The sequence below is a fragment of the Leptospira andrefontaineae genome (assembly GCF_004770105.1).
Taxonomy (GTDB): domain Bacteria; phylum Spirochaetota; class Leptospiria; order Leptospirales; family Leptospiraceae; genus Leptospira_B; species Leptospira_B andrefontaineae.
The window spans coordinates 466,662-485,657 of sequence record NZ_RQEY01000019.1 but is presented as its reverse complement, the minus strand read 5'-3'; the positions used below and the strand labels follow the sequence as shown (position 1 = coordinate 485,657).

Genomic DNA, 18,996 nt, shown 5'->3' with positions numbered 1-18,996 from the left:
GTTCGACTTTGTCTATCCTTTCTTTTGGAATTTTTTCATCTTCACGTAAATTTTGATTTCTTCGAAATCAATTCTATCCAATTCAACAGGGAATGTTTCACCTAATGAATATTGTTTGGTATATTTTTTAGAATAGAATGTGAAATCTGTCTCTGTTTGTAACTCACCTTCATCAGTGAATTCTATCGCTGGGATGATTGCTTCCACTGGTGGATTATTCAATTCCACAAATGCAACAGCAGCTTTGAATCCTACAAGTGTCGCAGTAAATTCTTTGATACCTGTTTTCTCCAAAAACCTACAAGCCTTGAGTTTATAATAATCCCTTTCAGAATCAGTTGCCTTTCTTTCTTCGTGAGAAGTATGAAGACCCATTACTTTAATATCTTCTTCCGAATAAGGTTCCTCTTCTGAGAGTAGGATACTTTCTAAAACCCGATGGCAAACCAAGTCAGGATAACGACGAATTGGAGAAGTGAAATGACAATAGTCTTTAAAACCCAATCCCCAATGACCTAGATATTCTCCGGAATAATAAGCCTGCATAAAACTTCTCAAAAGAGAAATATTAAACAAACGTTCCGAAGGACTTCCTTCGATCACTTGTAGAACATGTCGGATAGATTCGTACTTTGTATCTTGTAGCTGTGCATTAACTCCATTCAAGCTTAGGAACGAATTTAACATCTCCAGTTTTTCCACATCCATCGGTTCGTGGACACGATAAAGAGTAGGTCTTTCTTTTTTGCGTATATACTCTGCTACTTTGATATTTGCAGAGAGCATGAATTCTTCGATCAAGATGTGAGCCTGTAATCTATCGACAGGTTTGATCTCAACCACATTATGTTCTGAGTCCGTGACTACCTTTGTCTCTTTAAGATTTAGATCCACTCTTCCGGAATTGAGTCTTCTCTTTCTAAGAATGTCCGCAAACTTCATCATTTGGAAGATCCAATTATTCTGATCTCCGGATTTGATCTCTTCTTCTGCTCGATTATAAGTGTATCTTTCTTCTACTTTAATAATGGATTTATAAAACTTAGCATGGAAGATAGTTCCACTCCAATCCGCCTCCATCTCCACTGTAAATGCCAGTCGGTTCTTCTTAGCCACAAGACTACAAAGATTTTCGGATAGTTCAGGTGGAAGCATCGGGACAACTCTACTTCCCAAATAAACGGAAGTAGCTCTCGCATAGGCTTCTATATCCAGATCGGAACCGGGCTGAACATAATGAGAAACATCTGCGATATGAACATAAAACCGTATCTTCTTACCTTCGTCTATAAAGGAGATCGCATCGTCAAAGTCCTTGGAATATTCTCCATCTATAGTGATGGACTTTAGCTCTCTCAAATCCACTCTTGAGTTCCAATTGTCTACTGTGGATTCGTCCACTTCGTCAGGAAGTTCTTCCAATTTTACTTCTTCCGGATAGAGAATAGTATAATTGTATTTCATTAACATTCTCATCAGATCAGTGTCTTCTTTTGTATCCGACTCGAAACGAACAAAGTGAGCTTCGTATAGATTTTTTTCGTGATCTGAATCCTGTTTTAAAGTAACGATTAAAACATCTCCGATATTGATCTCATCTTGTAGATCTTGGAGTAATGTTTTGCGGGGAAGAAAACCTTCCTTCAGATCTCCTTCCATATCTAAGAAGGTCCCGACTATAAATTTATAATCCTTCTCAGTGACCTTCATTCTATAAAGTTCACGGCCTCTGCGAAGAACGGAGACTACTTCTCCTTCTAATTTTCCTTTGCGGCCGATACCTGTTGGAAGAATTTCCACAAGGTCACCTTGGATTGCGGAAGAAGTGTACTGACCTGGAACGAATACTTCTGTTCCTGTAGTCAATTTTACGAAGCCATCTCCCTTTTTACTTAGTGAGATTGTTCCATTTAAAGTTTGGTTGGGACGAACTATGATATTCTTTTTTTGGATCTCTATCAGACCTTCTTTTTCGAAGAAGACTAGAACTTCTTCAGCAGACCGTTTTTGTTCTTGGGCTTCCCATTTTTCTCTTCTAAATCCTTTTTTTTGTCCTGCATGAGCAATAAACTTAGAGTAGATCTCTTGCATAGAGAGGACCTTTCCAGCTTTAGATCGGAAAAATTTTAGAAGTTTTCTGCCTGGCTCATTCTCTCTTTCCCAATCATGACTTCTAGACTTTTGATCATAAAATTTGGGTTTTGAACTCGGAACATGGGAATCATTTTTGTGATGTGAAGGTTTAGGAGAATATCCCTGATTCTTATTTTGATTTTCGTAAGAAGGCTTTTTATAGTTTGTTTCTTCTTTTGGTGAAGGAATTTCTTCTCGGAATTCTTTTCTTGTCTCTTGTTTAAAAGATTTGTTTTTATTCTTCTTTTCGTTTTTAGAAGAAGGAGCCGAAACTTTTTGTTCGACGGGAAATATTTCCAATTTCTTGGAGCGAGAAGACTTATGATCTTTTTTCTTTTTGGAAACCTTTTCCTTTGCTTCTCTGATACTTTTTCTTAGATCTTTTTCATCCGATTCTTTGGATCTGGATTTTTTTGGTTCTTTGCTTTTCTCACTACTCTGATTGGTTTTTGTTTGTTTCTTAGTTTGTATTTGTTTAACCATTTTCTTTTTTTGTGTCATGTATAATATACCTTAGGCTTATCATCAGCGTAAGTTCCTCTCAGATAATTCGGAACCAATTGCAAATATGAATGATCTTCCGGCTTGGCTAATGCCTTTTTGATCTCGCTGGACTTTTCCAATATACTCGCTTCCGGCGAAGGAAGATTTTCTTTCATATTTGTTCCCGCAAAAAATTCGGGAGAATCACTGAACTTAATTCCAGTAAGATAAGAGCCTATCCTATCTTCCGGGATGGTTTCCGGAATCATATCCGGAGCAATGTCCAAGGTGCCCCAATAACCTCTGGCGTCTCTTAGACCGAAATATATTTTTCCTTGTTTCGCTTCTATTCCTACACAAACGGGAGATTCAGATTCCGCATAATATTGGCAGGAGTACAATTCTAAACTATCAATTCCCAAGACCGGAATATTCCAGATCTGTGAAAAATTGCGAGCAGTCGCAACTGAGATCCTGATCCCAGTAAATGATCCAGGTCCGGTAGCAGTTACTATTATATCAGGTTTTTCCCAATTAGAAACCTTCAAACAATTAGAAATTTCTTTAATGAGCAAAAGAGACGATTCTCTATTATGCAATCCTCTATGCTCGGAAAGTTTTTCTAATTTGCCATCTTCCGTTTTAAGATAACATCCCACTAAGATCCAAGAGTTAGTTGCATCGAAGAATAATATTTTTGTCATAAGGTTTTCTCCGACTTCAGGAACGATCCGATCTGTAGATCGGACCTTCTCCATTCTTCTCCTAAAAACTCAACCTTTAGATTCCGAGTGTCTACATCTGCTTCTTCCAAATCGATCTTGATGCAGAATTTTCTGTCTTTAAATTCAGGCTCTGCTTTTTCCCACCATTCTATCAGAGAAATCCCTTTACCGTTCCAATATTCTTCAAAACCTAAGTCTGGAATTTCCTCTGAAGAACCGATCCGATACAGATCAAAATGAAAGATCTCTAATATATCTCCCGTTTGGTTTAGTATCTCCGGAAACGGATACTCATTCATCAAAGTATATGTGGGAGAATTTACAAATAATTTAGATTTATCTAATCCAGGCTTTAATTGGTCCAATAATGCTTTTACAAGTTTAGAAACAAATGTGGTTTTGCCTGAGCCCATTTTTCCGGAAAGTAGTAGCAGAGGGAATTTTCCTTCTTTCCAGACTTTTGAGAGAATCCCTGCGAGTTTTGATACAGGGATTTCTATAGAATCTAAGGTAAGATTTTCAAACCGTCCTAACATTCTATTTCTTAAAATAATTCTAAGACCTCTGCCTTCGGAAATCTATAGATGGAATTACAGAATTCGCAGGTGACTTCGATCTGCCCTTGCTCTTCTGCGATATCCATAGCTTCTTCTTTTCCTAAATTTTGGATCAGTTCTTTGATTTTCTCTTCCGAACAATCACATCTATATTCAGGTCTTCCAGTTGCTAAGATCTCGAATTTTGTATTCCAAGAAGATTGCAAAATTTCTAATGCTTGAGAAACAGTTCCTTCATAAACTTTGGATTTTTCCTCTTCTAACTTTCCGGCTAATTCTCTAACTGCATCTATATGTTCCGGTCTTGCTTCCGGTAATGCTTGTAAGAATAAACCTTTGATTCTCCAATGCAAACCTTCTAATTTAATATAAGCCACTAAGAAGGAAGGGACCTGCTCCGAGTCTCTTAAATAGTTTTCAATATTTGTTTCGAAACTTTGGTTTCTAAAAGGAACAATAGATTGATATATACATTCTCCGTCTTTCCAACGGAATACTTTTAAAATTCCTAAATTTTCCTCTGAGATCTGTCCGGATTCTATATCTTCTTCCGGGCGATGTCTTAAGGTCGCCTTTAACTTTCCATCGCGAGTACTATAAGCTAAGACCGAGTGTATCTCAGTATCATCATAAAAGCGGATTTGAACGCTTACCTTAGTATCATCTTTTACTAGATCTGCTAAGAAGAATGCTGCAAGCATTGTCCTTGCCAGAAGCTCCGTACCTGCATCGTCGAAACCGTGTAAGTTAGATGCTGCGGTTACTGCGTAGGAAATTTCGGCTGAGGAAAAACGAAAGTGAACGTCGGGAAGAATCCCATAATGGTATATATCGTGATTTTCCATGTAATGATTGGGTTCCCGACCTTGTAGGACGAGGTTCTAATCTATTCTCCCTGAATCGTATCGAAAAGACAGTATTTTTTCCGAATTTCGATAGTATTTAAGGGTTTTCTTTCTGGAAAGATCTTCCCTCAAGAGAATCATCGTCTCTACCTTTTTAACATGCGAGGACCGAATGATTTTCGGAGCGGATTATTATCCTGAACAATGGACTCCCAAAGATTGGGAAGAAGATATTCGGATCATGAAGAACATGGGACTGACCAGAGTTCGTCTCGCAGAGTTTTCTTGGGCCTTAGTCGAACCTAAAGAAGGTAAATTCGATTTTTCTTTTTGGAAGAAGATGTTGGACCTCTTTCATAAACATAAAATGGATGTGATCCTAGGGACTCCGACCGCGACATTCCCTCCTTGGCTTGCTAAAAAATATCCTGATGTTCTCCAAGTGAGAGATGGAGTTCTAAGAAATATAGGAACAAGAAGGCAGGCATGTTTTTCTTCTCCGAATTATAGAAAAGCAGTGGTTAAGGTCGTTACTAAGATGGCCCAAACATTAGGAAATCATCCTGCAGTAATCGGTTGGCAAATAGATAATGAGATCGGTCATGAGGGATCAGATATTGATCATTCAGAAACTTCTCTCAAAGCATTTCGTCTTTGGTTGAAATCTAAATACAAAACGATCCAAAATCTAAATGATACTTGGGGAAATATATTTTGGGGAGTGATCTTTAACGATTGGAATGAGATCCCACTTCCTGGTCCTCATGTGAGTGCTGGATTTAATCCTTCTATGATCCAAGACTTTTACAGATTTCATTCGGATACGATCGTGGATTTTGTAAAATTACAGTCTGATATTGTTCGAAAGTTTTCTCCGAACCGCAAGCTCACTACGAATTTATATCCGAGTCCTTTTCTTCCTGTGATCGATATGAGCGAATTATTCACTCATTTAGATTACGTTTCTTGGGATAATTATCCTACCTGGGGAGACCAAGAAGAACCTTTCCCTCATCCATTTATATCAGCAATGCATCAATACAATCGAGGACTGAAAGATCTTCCTTTTACTGTAATGGAACAAATATCGGGATTTCAAGGGCATGATACTTTGGGTTATCTTCCTGCGCCAGGTCAGATACAACTATGGATGAAACAAGCGATCGTCCAAGGCGCAGAACAAATTGTATTTTTCAGATATAGAACTGCAAGATTCGGACAAGAACAACTTTGTTATGGAATTCTAGACCACGATAAATCTCTGACTGATAGATACTTAGAATTGCAAAAAGGGATCTCTGAGATATTACCTGAGGCTAAAGATTTTGCTTCGGAACATTTTCCTGCGGAGATAGCTGTTCTTCATGATATTGAGAATGCGAGGAATTTCAAACACCAACCCATCTCTTCCGGTTTAAAACATAGTCCCGTCCCGTTTGCACAAGTTGGCTACGACATTGAGATGGCAACTTGGTTTGCAGGTTTGAACATTCTAAATGTAAATACTCACTTCTTACCGATCTCCAAAACCGACTTCTCCAAATATAAAGTTTTGGTCCTTCCCCTCTATGCAATGGTGGATGATTCCGTCGTTAAAAAATTGGAGCAATTCGTTAGAGAGGGAGGTGTTTTAGTTTTAGGGTATAGAGCAGGTTTGAAGGACAAAAATTCCTGGATGTTGGACTCTCAGGTTCCTGGTCCATTCTCCGAAATGGCAGGGGTCAAGGTGAGAAAATTCGAAGCGGTAGGAAATCAAAACGTTAAGTTCCAATTCAGGGTCTTACCGGGATCCTGTTCCAAAATTTGCGAGATCTTGGAACCTACTACGGCCAAAGTCTGGGCTAGATATTCTGATAATAAGAAATTTTATAAAGGAAAACCTGTCATAACTTGTAATCGATTCGGAAAAGGATCTGTCGTATACGTTGGAGCGAGTCTGAGTCCGATCTCGTTTATGCTATTATATAGAAGAACCTTAAGAATGGCAGGTATCCCTTTTACTTTTTACGGCCCAACAGTGGAGCGCAGTTTTAGAAAGGGAAAGTCCAAAGACTACGAAATTTTTATCAATCATTCCGGTAAGAAGGCTTTTGCCGGTTTCAAGCTACTCAAACCGTACGAGGTGCGGATACTGTCTAAAACGAAAAAATGAAGCTGAATGAAGTTAAAGAATTAAACAAGCTCTTACAGAATCATTCGAAGGGAAGGAACAAGGAACATTCCATTTATGTGGATAACCTTCACACTTCCTTCGTTGAATTCGAAGAAAAGTTTATTCTACCCTCTACTTCTGTTTTCGAAATAGAGTTTAGCGCTGCAGAAGGTTTTCTGAAATCAATTCTGCAACTTGCTCCTGAATTAGTCGCAGATTCCCTTGTTCTTCCTGAACCCAGACCAAAAAGAGATATTGATCGTTTATTTCTAATCAAACCGTTCTATACGGAAGGAGAGATGTTCAGAGAAAATTCTCCAGAAGTATGGCGAGAAAAACTTCCCCCGTTTGCGATCATTACCAGTTTTCATGTGATGCATCTTGGTGGAGCTCCCAAGGAAGATATTTATGCGCAAGCTTCTCAGGGAAAAACTATGTCTGTTTACAGCAAAAGGGCTTACTTTTCTTCTAGGGTTATTCCTTTAGATTCTCTTACAGTGTTAGAAGATGCAGTGATAGACTTCACTACTAAGAAATACCAAGAGTCTGACTTCATGGTCCAGATCTCCACAGATACATTCGAAGGGGTTAGGCATACATATTCTGAAATTTTTGACGAGGTGGATTATTCTAAGCAGGTAAGTTTTATCCACGAGTCCTTGGGGATTACTCCTTCTGACTGGACTCTTGGAAAAATATTCGCTCCTTTAGCGGTGGAATACCTTACCTTGACCACCAGATTTTTAGATCCTTCCCTAGATAAGATCGCAAAGGATTTTAATTCGTTTCACCAAGTAGTTGATCTTTTGTTAAGACCAGGCAGCATGACCTTAGAAGAATCTGCCCGAAATTCATTCTTCGCTTGGCTCCGATCTCATAAATCTGAGAGGATCATTTCCCCATCGGGAAACATGGCTTGGAAAATTTTACGGGTATAAAGGACATAAGCCCGAACATGGAATCCTTAGCACCTCCCATAGATTTCCCTCTTGAAGAAGTGAAGAAGAGAGTGAAATCAGTCCAGTCCGTATCCGGGCTTATACTGGAATCCGCTCGTAAACTACAAAAAGAGATCCGAGTTTTCGGGATCGTAAGCGACTCCGAAGAAAAAGACCGCATTCATAAAGCGGATGAATTGATGGGAAAATTCCTGATCGATTTTATCCGACAAAACTTTCCAAACGACTCAATCATTTCAGAAGATTATTTTAAACACGAAGGAAGCAATTCTTTCCGTTGGGTTTTAGACCCGATCGATGGATCCATGAACTTCGTACGAGGAATTCCTCTCTATTGTGTGTCTGTAGGCTTAGAGCATAGAGAAACTCCGGTAGCAGGAGTTGTGTTCGCACCTGAACTAGACACACGCTACTCTGCAATTTTAAGCCAAGGTGCATTCAAGAACGGGCTCAGGATCGATGTGTCTAATACAGATGCACTCGCAAGATCTCTTTTAGTATCCAGCTTTCCTACAAACAGAAAGGAAATTTTAAACGAGGTAATCTCTGATATCACTGCGTTTATCAGCTGCGGTCGATCTATGAGAAGGACAGGATCTTTTGTATTGGATACTTGTTGGGTGGCAGAAGGTGTTCTCGATGGGATCTGGGAGAAGGGCGTAAAACTCTGGGATACTGTAGCAAGCTCGGTGATCTTAACGGAAGCAGGCGGGAAACTCACCGACTTTCAAGGAAAACACTTCTTATCAGGTCAGGCAGAAGTAGTAGCTTCTAACGGAAGGATCCATAAGCAGATTATCGACATTCTTCGAAATGTTCGACTCTCCATCGGAAGAAATTAAATTCTAATCGCTGCGACGGTGAGTCGCAGCTTGCATAAACATCTTATTGTTTCAAAAACTCTTCTAAAGACTTTAGTTGAGCTTCCGAAAAATTAAAACGGGTCATTGCAGTACTCTGGCGTTTAGGAACATATCCTGGAGGATATTCTCCTCTCATTCTTGCTTCTAATAATTCATAAGAAGAATTTGCTACCGAAGGCCCGACCGCCCCATCGAGTTTAGGATTGGCATTATGACAAGCTAGACAGTTCGCCATATACAATCCTCTACCAGCCTCTGCTTCCGGAGAAAGAGGTTTGGATTCTTTACATAAAGAAAATGCTGCGCCAAAAATTAGTAAGAGTAGAAAGCTAAAAAAAGAAAGGCGGTGATTACCGCCCTTCTCGCTTCCACTCCGATTGGTTTGGAATGGATTCATTCAATATTCCTTAAGCAGTTAAAAGAACTTCCATCAGAACATAAGTAACTAAAGCAAAGATCACTCCGCTAGTAATTACAGCTTTTACGGTTTTGATCGGCTTAACAGTAGGACCGTTTTGGTCCGCTCTTAAAGCGTTTACTTCGAAAATCACGATCAAAAGTACGATAATTCCTAAGAAAACTCTTAGCTTCTCTGGGCTATAGTTAATAGGAAGGTTACGAGCCGCTCCCATCGCAAATAACATTGGAATAGAGAAGAAAGTGTTAGTTCTAGAAGCTACGAAAGCACGGTTAGCATTAGGAGCAGGATCCACAGTGGTCTCTCCTTTAGCTTTTGCGATCACAACTTTTTGATTCGGCCAGATAACGAACCAAACGTTCGCCCACATAACCGTTCCGAAAAGTGCACCTACTAGAATTACTACTACCCACTGGGAATTATGCGGAATACCTTGCGCTCCAAGTGCGATAGCGATCATCGCGATACCGGATAAGAAGGTAAGCATAGCGCCCCAACGGAACCACCATAATGCGCGTGGAACTAATTTCTGAGTTGCGTTCTTCTTTGTATCCGCATCGGTTTCGTTGAAGAAAGGACCTTGTACAAAGTTAAAGTAGTACAACATTCCAATCCAGGTTACCCCGGATAAAAAGTGAATGTACTTAACTAAGTAATAAAGCCCGTTCGTGGTGGTAAACAGGGTTAATTCCATGATTCCTCCGAACACAGTTCTAAAAATATTCTTCGGTCGTTAACCGAATCCGATTAGGATTATTTCCGAAAGAGGTCCAGTCAAGCAGTTTTGGAAAGTTTCTAAATTGGTTTTACGAACTTCAAGTATACTTGAAGTTTTAAGAATCATTTACCTCTTAAATCTAATACAATACTTTTTCCAAGCTCGGTAAAGAAAGAAGGCTCATCATCTTCGTCACTAGACTTGAAAGGAAGAAAACGATCTCTGAAAATTTCAGACTCGGTAGTAAGGAGAACTTTTGTTTTGTTCCCATTACGTTTCGTTCTATTTTCAAAACGTGTCCCACCCTTTCCGTCGGATCCTTCCACCAAAAGTTTAAAACTTCCTTCCGCATATTCATCCATATTCCCAGGAATAAAGAAGTTCACTGCCCCGGGAGGGAAGATGGAAAGAAATCTACCTCCGATCGTAGTTTCCGGAATTTTACTATAATATCCTAGTACAGTATCTGTGCTTCCAGAACGACTGAACTTAAGAGTATATCCCAGTCCTCGAATATCGATCTTTAATCCAAATACATTGATGAACATATATGTCCTAAGATGTAAAGTTTTTGGAGAGGCCCAATAACCATTAGGAGAATTCGGAATTCCTAATATAATTTTTTTTCCCTCATTATAAAATTCCCAACCTTTAGTAAAACCTCCCGGTTGAAATAACTGAAAGCGGAAAGAGACCTGGCCTAAACGTTTATTCCACTTTTTGTAAGCGATCGGGAATTGTTCCCTCATTCTTTCGGAAAGTGTATATGTTAGAAAGAGTTCACCATTTTCTTTTTTAATCTCACAATCGAACTGAAGGCATAGAAATTTTTGAAGAGATGAATGTTCCAAAACTTGATTTGGTTCCGATTTGCGCAAGTGCTGTATCGTCTCTTCGATCATAGGAAAAACATCGAATACACTTACTTCAGGAGAAAGCATCTCAACCGATCTAGTGATCTTATAGATTGGCTTTGTATGAAACTCCGCAGGTTCGGCTTTTACAAAGATAGAATAAGGACTTTCTGGAAATATAGAAAGGGGAGAATCTGATAATTCTTTTCTGAAACGGCCACCATTTTCACTTAGTCGAAAGGAAAGAGCAAGATATCCGTCCTTCTTATAAAACTTCTCCTCTGAATCCGATTCCGGATTTCCGTATAAAATCCCGCGAACCGGATCGTCTTTAAATTCGGTTTGGATAAAGTCTTGGTATTTAAAATATCTTTCGAAGTAATCAGCTGCGTGCAGATTCTTTCTTACACACCCAAAGAAAGGGAGAAGTAATAAAATTAGAAGATAAGAAGAAATCTTTTTGTTCATTTTACTTTCCACTTCGGACCAATTTATAAAGTTCAGAAACTTTAGTATCATCCACAGATTCGAAGTATTCTTTATGGATCAGTATACCTTTAGGAGAATATACTCTTAAAAAAGATTTACCTTCGGTTAAGCCTTTGGACAAAATCCCTTTCTTATCCAACAAAATACTTTCGTAATCTTTCCCCTTTTCTTGTAGAATATATTCGAAAACTGAGGAAGGCGCCTCTTTCAAATTCAAATAGGCGGAGAAGGTAACGTGGTCGTCGTCCTTCAATAATGTCTGCATCTTCCAATAGATCTTGCGTCCGTGTTTTCTGCAAAGTACGACATCTTTGAAACCACACCCGAGTAAAAAGTAAGCACTCCCTTTTGCACTCGATGAGCTGAATACTTTTCCATTTTGGTCGGCCAATTTGAAATCCGGAAGTTTCTCTTTTTCGTCTGCACTTAATCCAATGACAGAGAAAAACAAAACGAATGAGATAACTCGGATCTTATACTTCATGTTTTAGAATTTCCTATTTAGTTGTGATTAAATTCGGATTACAAAACCGAGCAAACAATCAGACAGGAGAAGGTTTTATATGTTCCCTAAATTTTAGAAGAAGGGCTTAAAATCGGAAATTATTTTCTATGAAGCCTGAAAATCCCATCCCAATCTCCCGGAGGAGCCTGGCCAAGGATCATTTTAGTTCTTTTAGCATACAGTTTCACGATATTATCTGTAGGCTTTTCTTTGTATAATTCCTTAAATATAGAAAAAGCATTCTTAAACTGACCCGCTTTATAGAGGGCGATCCCTTCGTTCAGTTTCATTTTGGAGCCTTCTTTCCAATCCAATGATTCAGGCTCGTCTGCTTGGAAAACTTCGTATAAGATTACTGGCTGAGTTTTACCTTTTACGATTACGGTATCGATCTCTCTTGCCATTACATCCGATAGTAAGTTCAATCTTAAGAACGTATGGTGAGTTACTAAAATTTTAGTTTTATAAAAACCGGAAAGACTTTGGACCCTAGAAGATAAGTTTACAGTATCACCTACGACTGTTGTATCAATTCTTCTTTCGCTTCCCACAGTTCCTAAGATCAAAGGCCCGGTATTCACACCTATTCCCAGATCAGCACCAATGCCAATCCCATCATTCAGGGATTCTACATAACGAACCATATCTATCGCAGATTGAAGAGCGTTATCAGCAGAGTTAAAGTTATCCTTGTCCGCTCTGTCGCTATGATCGGAGAATAAAGCCATGATAGCATCTCCAATGTACTTATCTACGAAACCTGCATTCTTAAATATAATATCTTCAAATGCGGAGAAGTATTTGTTCAGATATTTGATATTCTCATCCGGACTAAGTTTCTCGGAGACGGAAGTATAACCTCTAAGGTCTGCGAAAAATACCGACATTGTCTTTTCTTTAGAGTCACCTATTTTTATCTCTACCGGACTTTCTCTGTCTAAAATTGAAATAAATTCGGAAGGTACGAATCTGTAGAATGCATCCCTTTGTTTTGCTATCTCTAAGTTGAGAGCTTGAGATTGTTTATACAAACTCACATATCTGGAAACCAAAAGACTGATGATCACAAGAATGAAAACAGAGAAGGAAATTTTAAAGAAAGGATAGTGAAATCCTGCAATCTTAGTCATCGCATCGATAGTATCCCAAAGTCCGAAAAGACCACAAACCCCAATACCAACTGCGAGTTTAACAGAGTCAGGTTTTTTCAAACGGATCGCATTTGCAGAGAAGAAGATCACATACAAAAGCATCAGAAAAAGGAGAATTTGGAAAGCTGTCAGATTCGGAAGAACGTATTTATAAGGAAGAACCCAGTTCGCTAAGAACAAAACTCCGCTTAAAGCGCAGAATGTATGAATGATCCAAAACTTTCCTTCTTTTTGGTAAAAGAAATCTTTAGCAAAAAGCATAAAGATAGGAACCATTGGAATGAGAGCTGAAATTTCCCCTCTAAAGAAAAATTCAGTATCAGGGCCACCAGGAAAGTTTATAAATTTATTATATATATGGAATGTAGTAAAATAAAAATATACGGAAGAAAATAAAGAGAAGAGACCGAAATACAGATAATAAATATCCTGCTTTCTGGTTACGAAGAACAGAACATGATAAAACCCAAATATAAAATAGATCCCGAAAAGAAATATATCAAAGTATTCTGAGCTAGAGTTATAAATTTCTTCGAGAGAAGAGATCCTGAAATTTTTAGGATGATAAAATCCAAAATGATCATTTGCTTTTATTGGATTACTATCTGCCATTCCCATAAAACGGATTTTCAGATCGTTTCTGCCCTGCTTTAAAATCCCATGATGAAGCGGAATGATCAGTCCCTTTACGGAGCGATTTTTAGTAAGTTGCCCGTCTGTAGGTTCGTACCATTCTTCTCTTACTAATATTCCGTTCAGAAAAATTTTCCAGTTCTCTCCAATGTCCGAAATATAGAGACCGGCCGGGATCTTGAGTAAATCGTCTGCTTTATCTAAATTAAATTCTGTTTTGATCTCAACTTGATGGAGACCTGAATCCATAGGGATCTGGAAAAGACTATTGAATGTCCAAGGTAAATTGGGAAGAGGAGTCCAATCTTCGGAAGCAGATTCTTGTTTTTTATTTTTTGATTCTGATTTCTTTTCGTTTGGAGTTTCTGTAATAAGTCTTCCGCTCCATTCCAGTTCAGAAAAATCGATCTTTCTAACAGGTTTAGTATCAGAAATACAACCGAACTGAGAAACCAGTAAGGTTACACAGGTCCAGAATACAAATCGTTTGTGAGATATATGGTCCAGGTTCGGACCTCACATAACGAGTTCATCTTCGCCAGCACGTGCGACGACGATGTCTCCGGATTCTTCCAGCTTACGTATGATGTTAACGATTTTTTGCTGAGCGTCTTCCACGTCTTTAATACGAATAGGTCCCATGAAATCCATATCCTCTCGGAGTAGGTTCGCGGCACGTTTGGACATGTTCTTAAAGATCTTTTCTTGAACTTCTGTATCCACTGACTTGAGAGCTTTTGCTAGGTCAGAGTTATCTACTTCTCGTAATACTTTTTGGATCGCACGGTCGTCGAGTAATACGATATCCTCGAATACGAACATTCTCTTTTTGATCTCTTCCGCAAGTTCTGGATCTTCTTCTTCCAGCGCTTCGATGATTGTCTTCTCTGTTCCCCTATCCACAAGGTTCAAAATTTCAACCACTGAATCGATACCACCGGCAGAGGTATAATCCTCACTCGCCAAGGTGGAAAGTTTTCTTTCTAATACCCTTTCCACTTCTCGAAGAACGTCAGGAGAAACCCGGTCCATGGTCGCGATCCTTTTTGCAACTTCTGCTTGGATCGTATGTGGCAATCCCGAAAGAATGCTAGATGCTTTCTGAGGATCTAAATAAGATAAAATTAATGCGATTGTTTGAGGGTGCTCGTTCTGGATGAAGTTTAATAAGTGCTGAGGGTCAGTTCTACGAATAAAGTCGAAAGGACGAACCTGTAAACTTGAAGTAAGTCGGTTGATGATATCGATCGCTTTTTGGTTACCAAGAGCTTTCTCTAATAGTCCCCGAGCAAAATCGATACCTCCGTTCGAGATGAATTCCTGAGCCATCATGAGCTCGTTGAATTCTACGAGAACCTTCTCCTTATCTTCCGGGGTGATCTTATCTAAACGTGCAATCTCGAACGTGATCTGCTCGATCTCGTCTTCACGTAGATGTTTGAAAATTTCCGAAGATACGTCGGACCCTACGGCGATTAGAAAAATGGCCGCTTTTTGTCTTCCGGTTAGAGAGGTCTTTTTATTCAGCACTTTGAGCGCGTCCTAAGGAATACTATCGGCAAAACTTTCCATTTTCAAGGTAAAGTTTTTTTGTCGGTTCCGGCTTGCAAACACGACATAAATTCCGAATTTGGGAAGAGAAAGCTTTGTAGGAGATCCAACCGTGAAGTTGAAAGTTTACGAATACAAAAATTGCAGCACATGCAGAAACGCCTTAAAATTCCTGGAAGGTAAGAAGATCGACTTCGACAAAAAGGCAATCCGGGAAACTCCACCAACCAAGGCAGAACTCAAAAAAATGCTGGGGTACGTAGGCGGAGACTCCAAAAAATTATTCAATACTTCTGGTGGAGATTACAAGGAACTCGGACTCAAGGACAAACTTTCCAAAATGAGCTTGGATGAACAGTTCGAACTTCTTTCCGGGAACGGCAACCTAGTCAAAAGACCTTTTATCTTGGGTGAAAATTTTGGCTTCGTCGGTTTTAAAGAAGAAGAATGGAAGGCAGCTTTAAAGGGAAAATAGCCGTTAATCTTTCGGTGTACAAAATGTTCTGACCCGGATCCCAGCTGATTCAAGTAACTTCTTTTCTTCGACACATGTATCACGGACATCTCTGAAAAAGGATGAAGTAAATATTTTAATATTTAAATTATCTTTTGGATTAGGAAATTCTAGATCTAAGATCAAATATGTTCTATTACTTCTTCCGCCCATTTTTTCCGATATAACAAGTTTCGAATCCACTGCAGCAGGAACGATTCTTTCTGAATATACGGTTCGGATATAATATGAGCCGTCTTTGAATTCTAATTTTACAAACTGTCCGAGAAGTATAAGGATCAAAACCCAAGAAACGATCGTTGATACGAACATTTTCAAAATTTCAGCTTTCTCTCCATCGGATACTCGATACATCATATAACCGTAGAAGAGACCGACGTAAACTATCCAGGACAATATTAGATCAGGTTTATATAATATAGATCCTTCCTTTACAGTTGGGAGTATATAAACTAGCAAAGTAATTAGAATCGTAATGCAGATTCCTGAAAAAATTAGAATTAAAGATGCAATAGAAATGACTCGTAAAAACGGATTTCGAATCTTTACACCAAGTCCTATTCTCTTCAATTTTTATCTTCCGACTGAACCCATGCTAGTTGCCGGGTAACGTAGTCCGGCCGCCGCGTCTTTCGGAGCCACTGAATTGATCCGATCTAGATCTTCTTTCGTCAATTTTACCGAACTTCCTCCAATATTCTCCTCTAGATACTTACGTCTTTTGGTGCCCGCAATCGGAACTATATCCTCTCCTTGAGCCAGAACCCAGGCTAAAGCAAGTTGCCCAGCAGTTACAGATTTTTCGTTAGCGATTTCTTTGATCTTATCTACTAGTTCTAAATTCTTTTTGAAATTCTCTCCTTGGAAACGAGGTGAGTTTCTTCTGAAATCAGTAGGATCCAGATCTTCAAATTTTTGGATCTGCCCAGTTAAAAATCCACGGCCGAGTGGACTATAAGCCACGAACCCAATTCCAAGATCTCTACAAGTTTGTAAAATACCATCTTCCGGATCTCTGGTCCAAAGAGAATATTCGGTTTGCAAAGCAGAGATAGGATGAACCTTTGCAGCTCTTTTGATTGTATCAATTCCTGCTTCGGAAAGTCCTATATACTTTACTTTTCCTTGTTTTACCAAATCTGCCATCGCACCGACGGTTTCTTCGATTGGAGTATCAGGGTCTACTCTGTGTTGGTAATATAAATCAATTGTATCCACTCCTAAACGTTTTAAACTTCCTTCGCAGGCCGCTTTTACATATTCAGGTTTTCCATTATACCCTCTTTTATAAGGATCATTTGGATCTCTTACAATGCCGAACTTAGTGGCAATTACCAACTTATCTCTTTTACCTTTGATTGCTTTTCCTAAAAGTTCCTCATTTATATGAGGACCGTACATATCTGCTGTGTCGAATAATGTGACTCCAAGTTCGATCGCACGATGAATGGTTGCAATGGATTCAGTATCATCTGTTTTTCCGTAAAAATCCGACATCCCCATACAACCCAATCCTTGTTCGGATACGAGTGGGCCTATCTTTCCCAATTGTCTTTTTTGCATGATTGCCTCCAGAGATTATAATGAATTGATCTTATCCATTCCCTTGCCTTCTCTTAAGATGGAAATTCCATCTCCTGTGCAATCAAGAATAGTAGATAATTCGAGTTCTAGGATTCCTCCATCTAAGATCCCATCTACTTTACTGCCGTATTCTTTTTCGATCATGTCCACATCGGTCACGAATTCATCTTTAAAAAATACAGAAGTAGAAGTAAGAGGATTCGGATGAAGCTCCATCAAAGTCTGTAGATATTTCGAATCAGGAATTCTTATCCCGATATTCTTATCTTTTTGATTTGAGAAAGAAACTCGCGGAAGATGTTTATTCGCTTTAACCACGAATGTATATGGTCCTGGAGTAATTCTTTTCATCAAACGGAACGCTTCGTTAGAAAGTTGTTCCATATAATTGGATGCGGTAGAAATATCCGCGCATAGAAGAGACAGAGGTTGGTTCTTAGAGATATTTTTCAGTTTGTATAATTTTTCGACTCCAGCATGGGACTGGGAATCTGCGATCAAACCGTAAACTGTATCAGTAGGAAATACATACACCCCTCCCTCGGATAATCTTTTGGAAATTTGTCCGAGGATCCTCTTTTCAGGATTTTGGGGATGTAATTCTAATATCATATACCGGAAGTAACACCTCCGTCCACGACGATGGTTTGACCAGTAACATAAGCCGCTGCATCGGAAGCTAAAAAAACTGCTGCTCCAGCAAGATCTTCCGGTCTACCTAATCTAGACATTGGGATCCTTGCTTTCATTTGTTCCAATACTTCAGGTCTTTCTTTGATCATCTCCGTCATGTCCGTATCTATAAATCCAGGACAGATCGCGTTCACTCTGTATCCAGAACCTGCCCATTCAACCGCGAGGGCCTTGGTCATATTGATTACCGCACCTTTTGTTCCGCAATAGACGGAAGCAAACTTAGTGCCGACCATACCTAAGACTGAGGCGATATTGATAATGTTCCCGCCTTTTTTCTTATGTATTTTATAGTATGCCTGACTCGCACGAAACACTCCCACAAAATTAGTTTGTGTCACGTTTTGTATGTCTTCTTCTTTAAAAAAGCCGGCAGGTAGATTGGTAGCTACACCTGCATTATTTACAAGCACGTCCAACTTGCCGTGTTTTTTACTCAATGTTTCAATGATAGAATCCATTGCCCCTGGTTGGCGAATATCTGCTGCGAATGCTTCGATGCCTGATCCATCTAAACGTTTGATGGACTCCGCAGAAGATCCAGTTCCATAAACTGCTGCACCTGCGTCCAAAAATCCCTGAGCGATCTGTCTTCCGATCCCCCTAGTTGCTCCTGTTACTAATACTGATTTACCTGTTAAATCGAATACGTTTTTCAAAATTCTCCTCCCTTGTCGGTAGTTTTAGGTTCCGAATAATACACTTTAGGTTTGCTACCATCTTGCAAAACACCGCAAGGATGTTTGGATCTATCTTTGTCGGATCTTCTTCCGGCGGAAATATCATATCTTTCGAATAGTTTTTTAGAATCTATTCTCATATTATTTCCATAATCCGTATTGGTTGCCTTGATCTTTTCTTTCTTCTTAGGTAGAGGTTCTGTTGGATCGTTAGGTTCTTTTTCCAGCTTGGCTTCTTCTTCTATCTTATAATCGTTCTTTAAAACACCACGATCGATATAATGAGAATATCCTTCGTATTCTTCATGAAATGGATCACAGTCGGAAAGATCCGGATTCACTACGATCTTATCGCAGAATAGATCGAACCAATCACAGGTGTTTTCAAAAGTATGATTCTTAAAATTTTGTAGATTGAAACCTCGGCAAGATACGGAGGAAAGAAAAAATAGAAGTAAAATTATTTTAGATGATTTCATATCCTATTCT

The 18,996-nt window shown here is 39.1% G+C and carries 18 protein-coding genes and 1 pseudogene; 4 read left to right on the top strand and 15 right to left on the bottom strand.

The window, feature by feature from the left end:
* Positions 1-12: 12 nt before the first annotated feature.
* The 4 genes and pseudogenes from EHO65_RS16300 to EHO65_RS16285 form a co-directional block, all read right to left on the bottom strand.
* A pseudogene (locus EHO65_RS16300) lies at positions 13-2,043 on the bottom strand (ribonuclease R family protein); the annotation flags it as partial.
* A 587-nt stretch (positions 2,044-2,630) separates the two neighbouring features.
* Complete coding sequence (gene tsaB / locus EHO65_RS16295; protein WP_135775605.1) at positions 2,631-3,320, bottom strand: tRNA (adenosine(37)-N6)-threonylcarbamoyltransferase complex dimerization subunit type 1 TsaB; 690 nt, start codon at positions 3,318-3,320, stop codon at positions 2,631-2,633.
* A complete protein-coding gene (gene tsaE / locus EHO65_RS16290; protein WP_135775604.1) occupies positions 3,317-3,877 on the bottom strand; it encodes a tRNA (adenosine(37)-N6)-threonylcarbamoyltransferase complex ATPase subunit type 1 TsaE in 561 nt (186 codons plus the stop codon). The genes tsaB and tsaE overlap by 4 nt, the downstream gene beginning before the upstream one ends.
* 8 nt (positions 3,878-3,885) lie before the next feature.
* Positions 3,886-4,743, bottom strand: a complete 858-nt coding sequence (locus EHO65_RS16285; protein WP_135775603.1) for an Hsp33 family molecular chaperone HslO — start codon at positions 4,741-4,743, stop codon at positions 3,886-3,888.
* A gap of 172 nt (positions 4,744-4,915) precedes the next feature.
* Between EHO65_RS16285 and EHO65_RS16280 the strand changes: the two genes are divergently transcribed.
* From EHO65_RS16280 to EHO65_RS16270, 3 genes are read left to right on the top strand one after another with little or no spacing between them, the layout of a single operon-like run.
* Positions 4,916-6,895, top strand: a complete 1,980-nt coding sequence (locus EHO65_RS16280) for a beta-galactosidase (RefSeq protein ID WP_135775602.1) — start codon at positions 4,916-4,918, stop codon at positions 6,893-6,895.
* Positions 6,892-7,833, top strand: a complete 942-nt coding sequence (locus tag EHO65_RS16275; RefSeq protein WP_135775601.1) for an LIC_10030 family protein — start codon at positions 6,892-6,894, stop codon at positions 7,831-7,833. The genes EHO65_RS16280 and EHO65_RS16275 overlap by 4 nt, the downstream gene beginning before the upstream one ends.
* A 17-nt stretch (positions 7,834-7,850) precedes the next feature.
* Positions 7,851-8,696, top strand: a complete 846-nt coding sequence (locus tag EHO65_RS16270; protein WP_086447587.1) for an inositol monophosphatase family protein — start codon at positions 7,851-7,853, stop codon at positions 8,694-8,696.
* 43 nt (positions 8,697-8,739) lie between these two features.
* Here EHO65_RS16270 and EHO65_RS16265 read toward each other — a convergent pair whose 3' ends face one another.
* The 6 genes from EHO65_RS16265 to fliG all read right to left on the bottom strand — a co-directional run bounded on the left by EHO65_RS16265 (position 8,740) and on the right by fliG (position 15,015).
* Positions 8,740-9,114, bottom strand: coding sequence for a c-type cytochrome (locus EHO65_RS16265; protein WP_135775600.1), 375 nt, complete (start codon positions 9,112-9,114; stop codon positions 8,740-8,742).
* Positions 9,115-9,124: 10 nt separating this feature from the next.
* Entirely contained in the window at positions 9,125-9,829 is a 705-nt protein-coding gene (locus tag EHO65_RS16260; RefSeq protein WP_167482044.1) for a urate hydroxylase PuuD, read from the bottom strand.
* 146 nt (positions 9,830-9,975) lie between these two features.
* Positions 9,976-11,175 (bottom strand): LIC10025 family lipoprotein, encoded by a 1,200-nt coding sequence (locus EHO65_RS16255; RefSeq protein WP_135775598.1) that lies wholly within the window; start codon positions 11,173-11,175, stop codon positions 9,976-9,978.
* A gap of 1 nt (position 11,176) precedes the next feature.
* Entirely contained in the window at positions 11,177-11,680 is a 504-nt protein-coding gene (locus EHO65_RS16250; protein WP_135775597.1) for a hypothetical protein, read from the bottom strand.
* A gap of 119 nt (positions 11,681-11,799) precedes the next feature.
* Positions 11,800-13,734, bottom strand: coding sequence for an adenylate/guanylate cyclase domain-containing protein (locus EHO65_RS16245; protein ID WP_135775596.1), 1,935 nt, complete (start codon positions 13,732-13,734; stop codon positions 11,800-11,802).
* Positions 13,735-14,001: 267 nt separating this feature from the next.
* Positions 14,002-15,015: a flagellar motor switch protein FliG gene (gene fliG / locus EHO65_RS16235; RefSeq protein ID WP_008589915.1), complete on the bottom strand. Its 1,014-nt coding sequence runs from the start codon at positions 15,013-15,015 to the stop codon at positions 14,002-14,004.
* 133 nt (positions 15,016-15,148) lie between these two features.
* On the opposite strand from fliG, the gene EHO65_RS16230 reads away from it, so the two are divergent.
* On the top strand, positions 15,149-15,511 hold the full coding sequence (locus tag EHO65_RS16230; RefSeq protein ID WP_135775594.1) for an arsenate reductase family protein: 363 nt from the start codon (positions 15,149-15,151) through the stop codon (positions 15,509-15,511).
* Positions 15,512-15,514: 3 nt separating this feature from the next.
* Here the strand turns inward: EHO65_RS16230 and EHO65_RS16225 are convergent, their stop codons facing one another.
* The 5 genes from EHO65_RS16225 to EHO65_RS16205 are packed head-to-tail and all read right to left on the bottom strand — an operon-like array spanning position 15,515 to position 18,986.
* Positions 15,515-16,120 (bottom strand): hypothetical protein, encoded by a 606-nt coding sequence (locus EHO65_RS16225; RefSeq protein ID WP_135775593.1) that lies wholly within the window; start codon positions 16,118-16,120, stop codon positions 15,515-15,517.
* A gap of 3 nt (positions 16,121-16,123) precedes the next feature.
* Positions 16,124-17,113, bottom strand: a complete 990-nt coding sequence (locus EHO65_RS16220; protein WP_135775592.1) for an aldo/keto reductase — start codon at positions 17,111-17,113, stop codon at positions 16,124-16,126.
* 15 nt (positions 17,114-17,128) lie between these two features.
* Positions 17,129-17,746, bottom strand: coding sequence for an L-threonylcarbamoyladenylate synthase (locus EHO65_RS16215; RefSeq protein ID WP_135775591.1), 618 nt, complete (start codon positions 17,744-17,746; stop codon positions 17,129-17,131).
* Positions 17,743-18,486, bottom strand: a complete 744-nt coding sequence (locus EHO65_RS16210) for an SDR family NAD(P)-dependent oxidoreductase (RefSeq protein WP_135775590.1) — start codon at positions 18,484-18,486, stop codon at positions 17,743-17,745. Before EHO65_RS16210 ends, EHO65_RS16215 begins: the two co-directional genes overlap by 4 nt.
* On the bottom strand, positions 18,483-18,986 hold the full coding sequence (locus EHO65_RS16205; RefSeq protein ID WP_135775589.1) for a hypothetical protein: 504 nt from the start codon (positions 18,984-18,986) through the stop codon (positions 18,483-18,485). Before EHO65_RS16205 ends, EHO65_RS16210 begins: the two co-directional genes overlap by 4 nt.
* Positions 18,987-18,996: the final 10 nt, after the last annotated feature.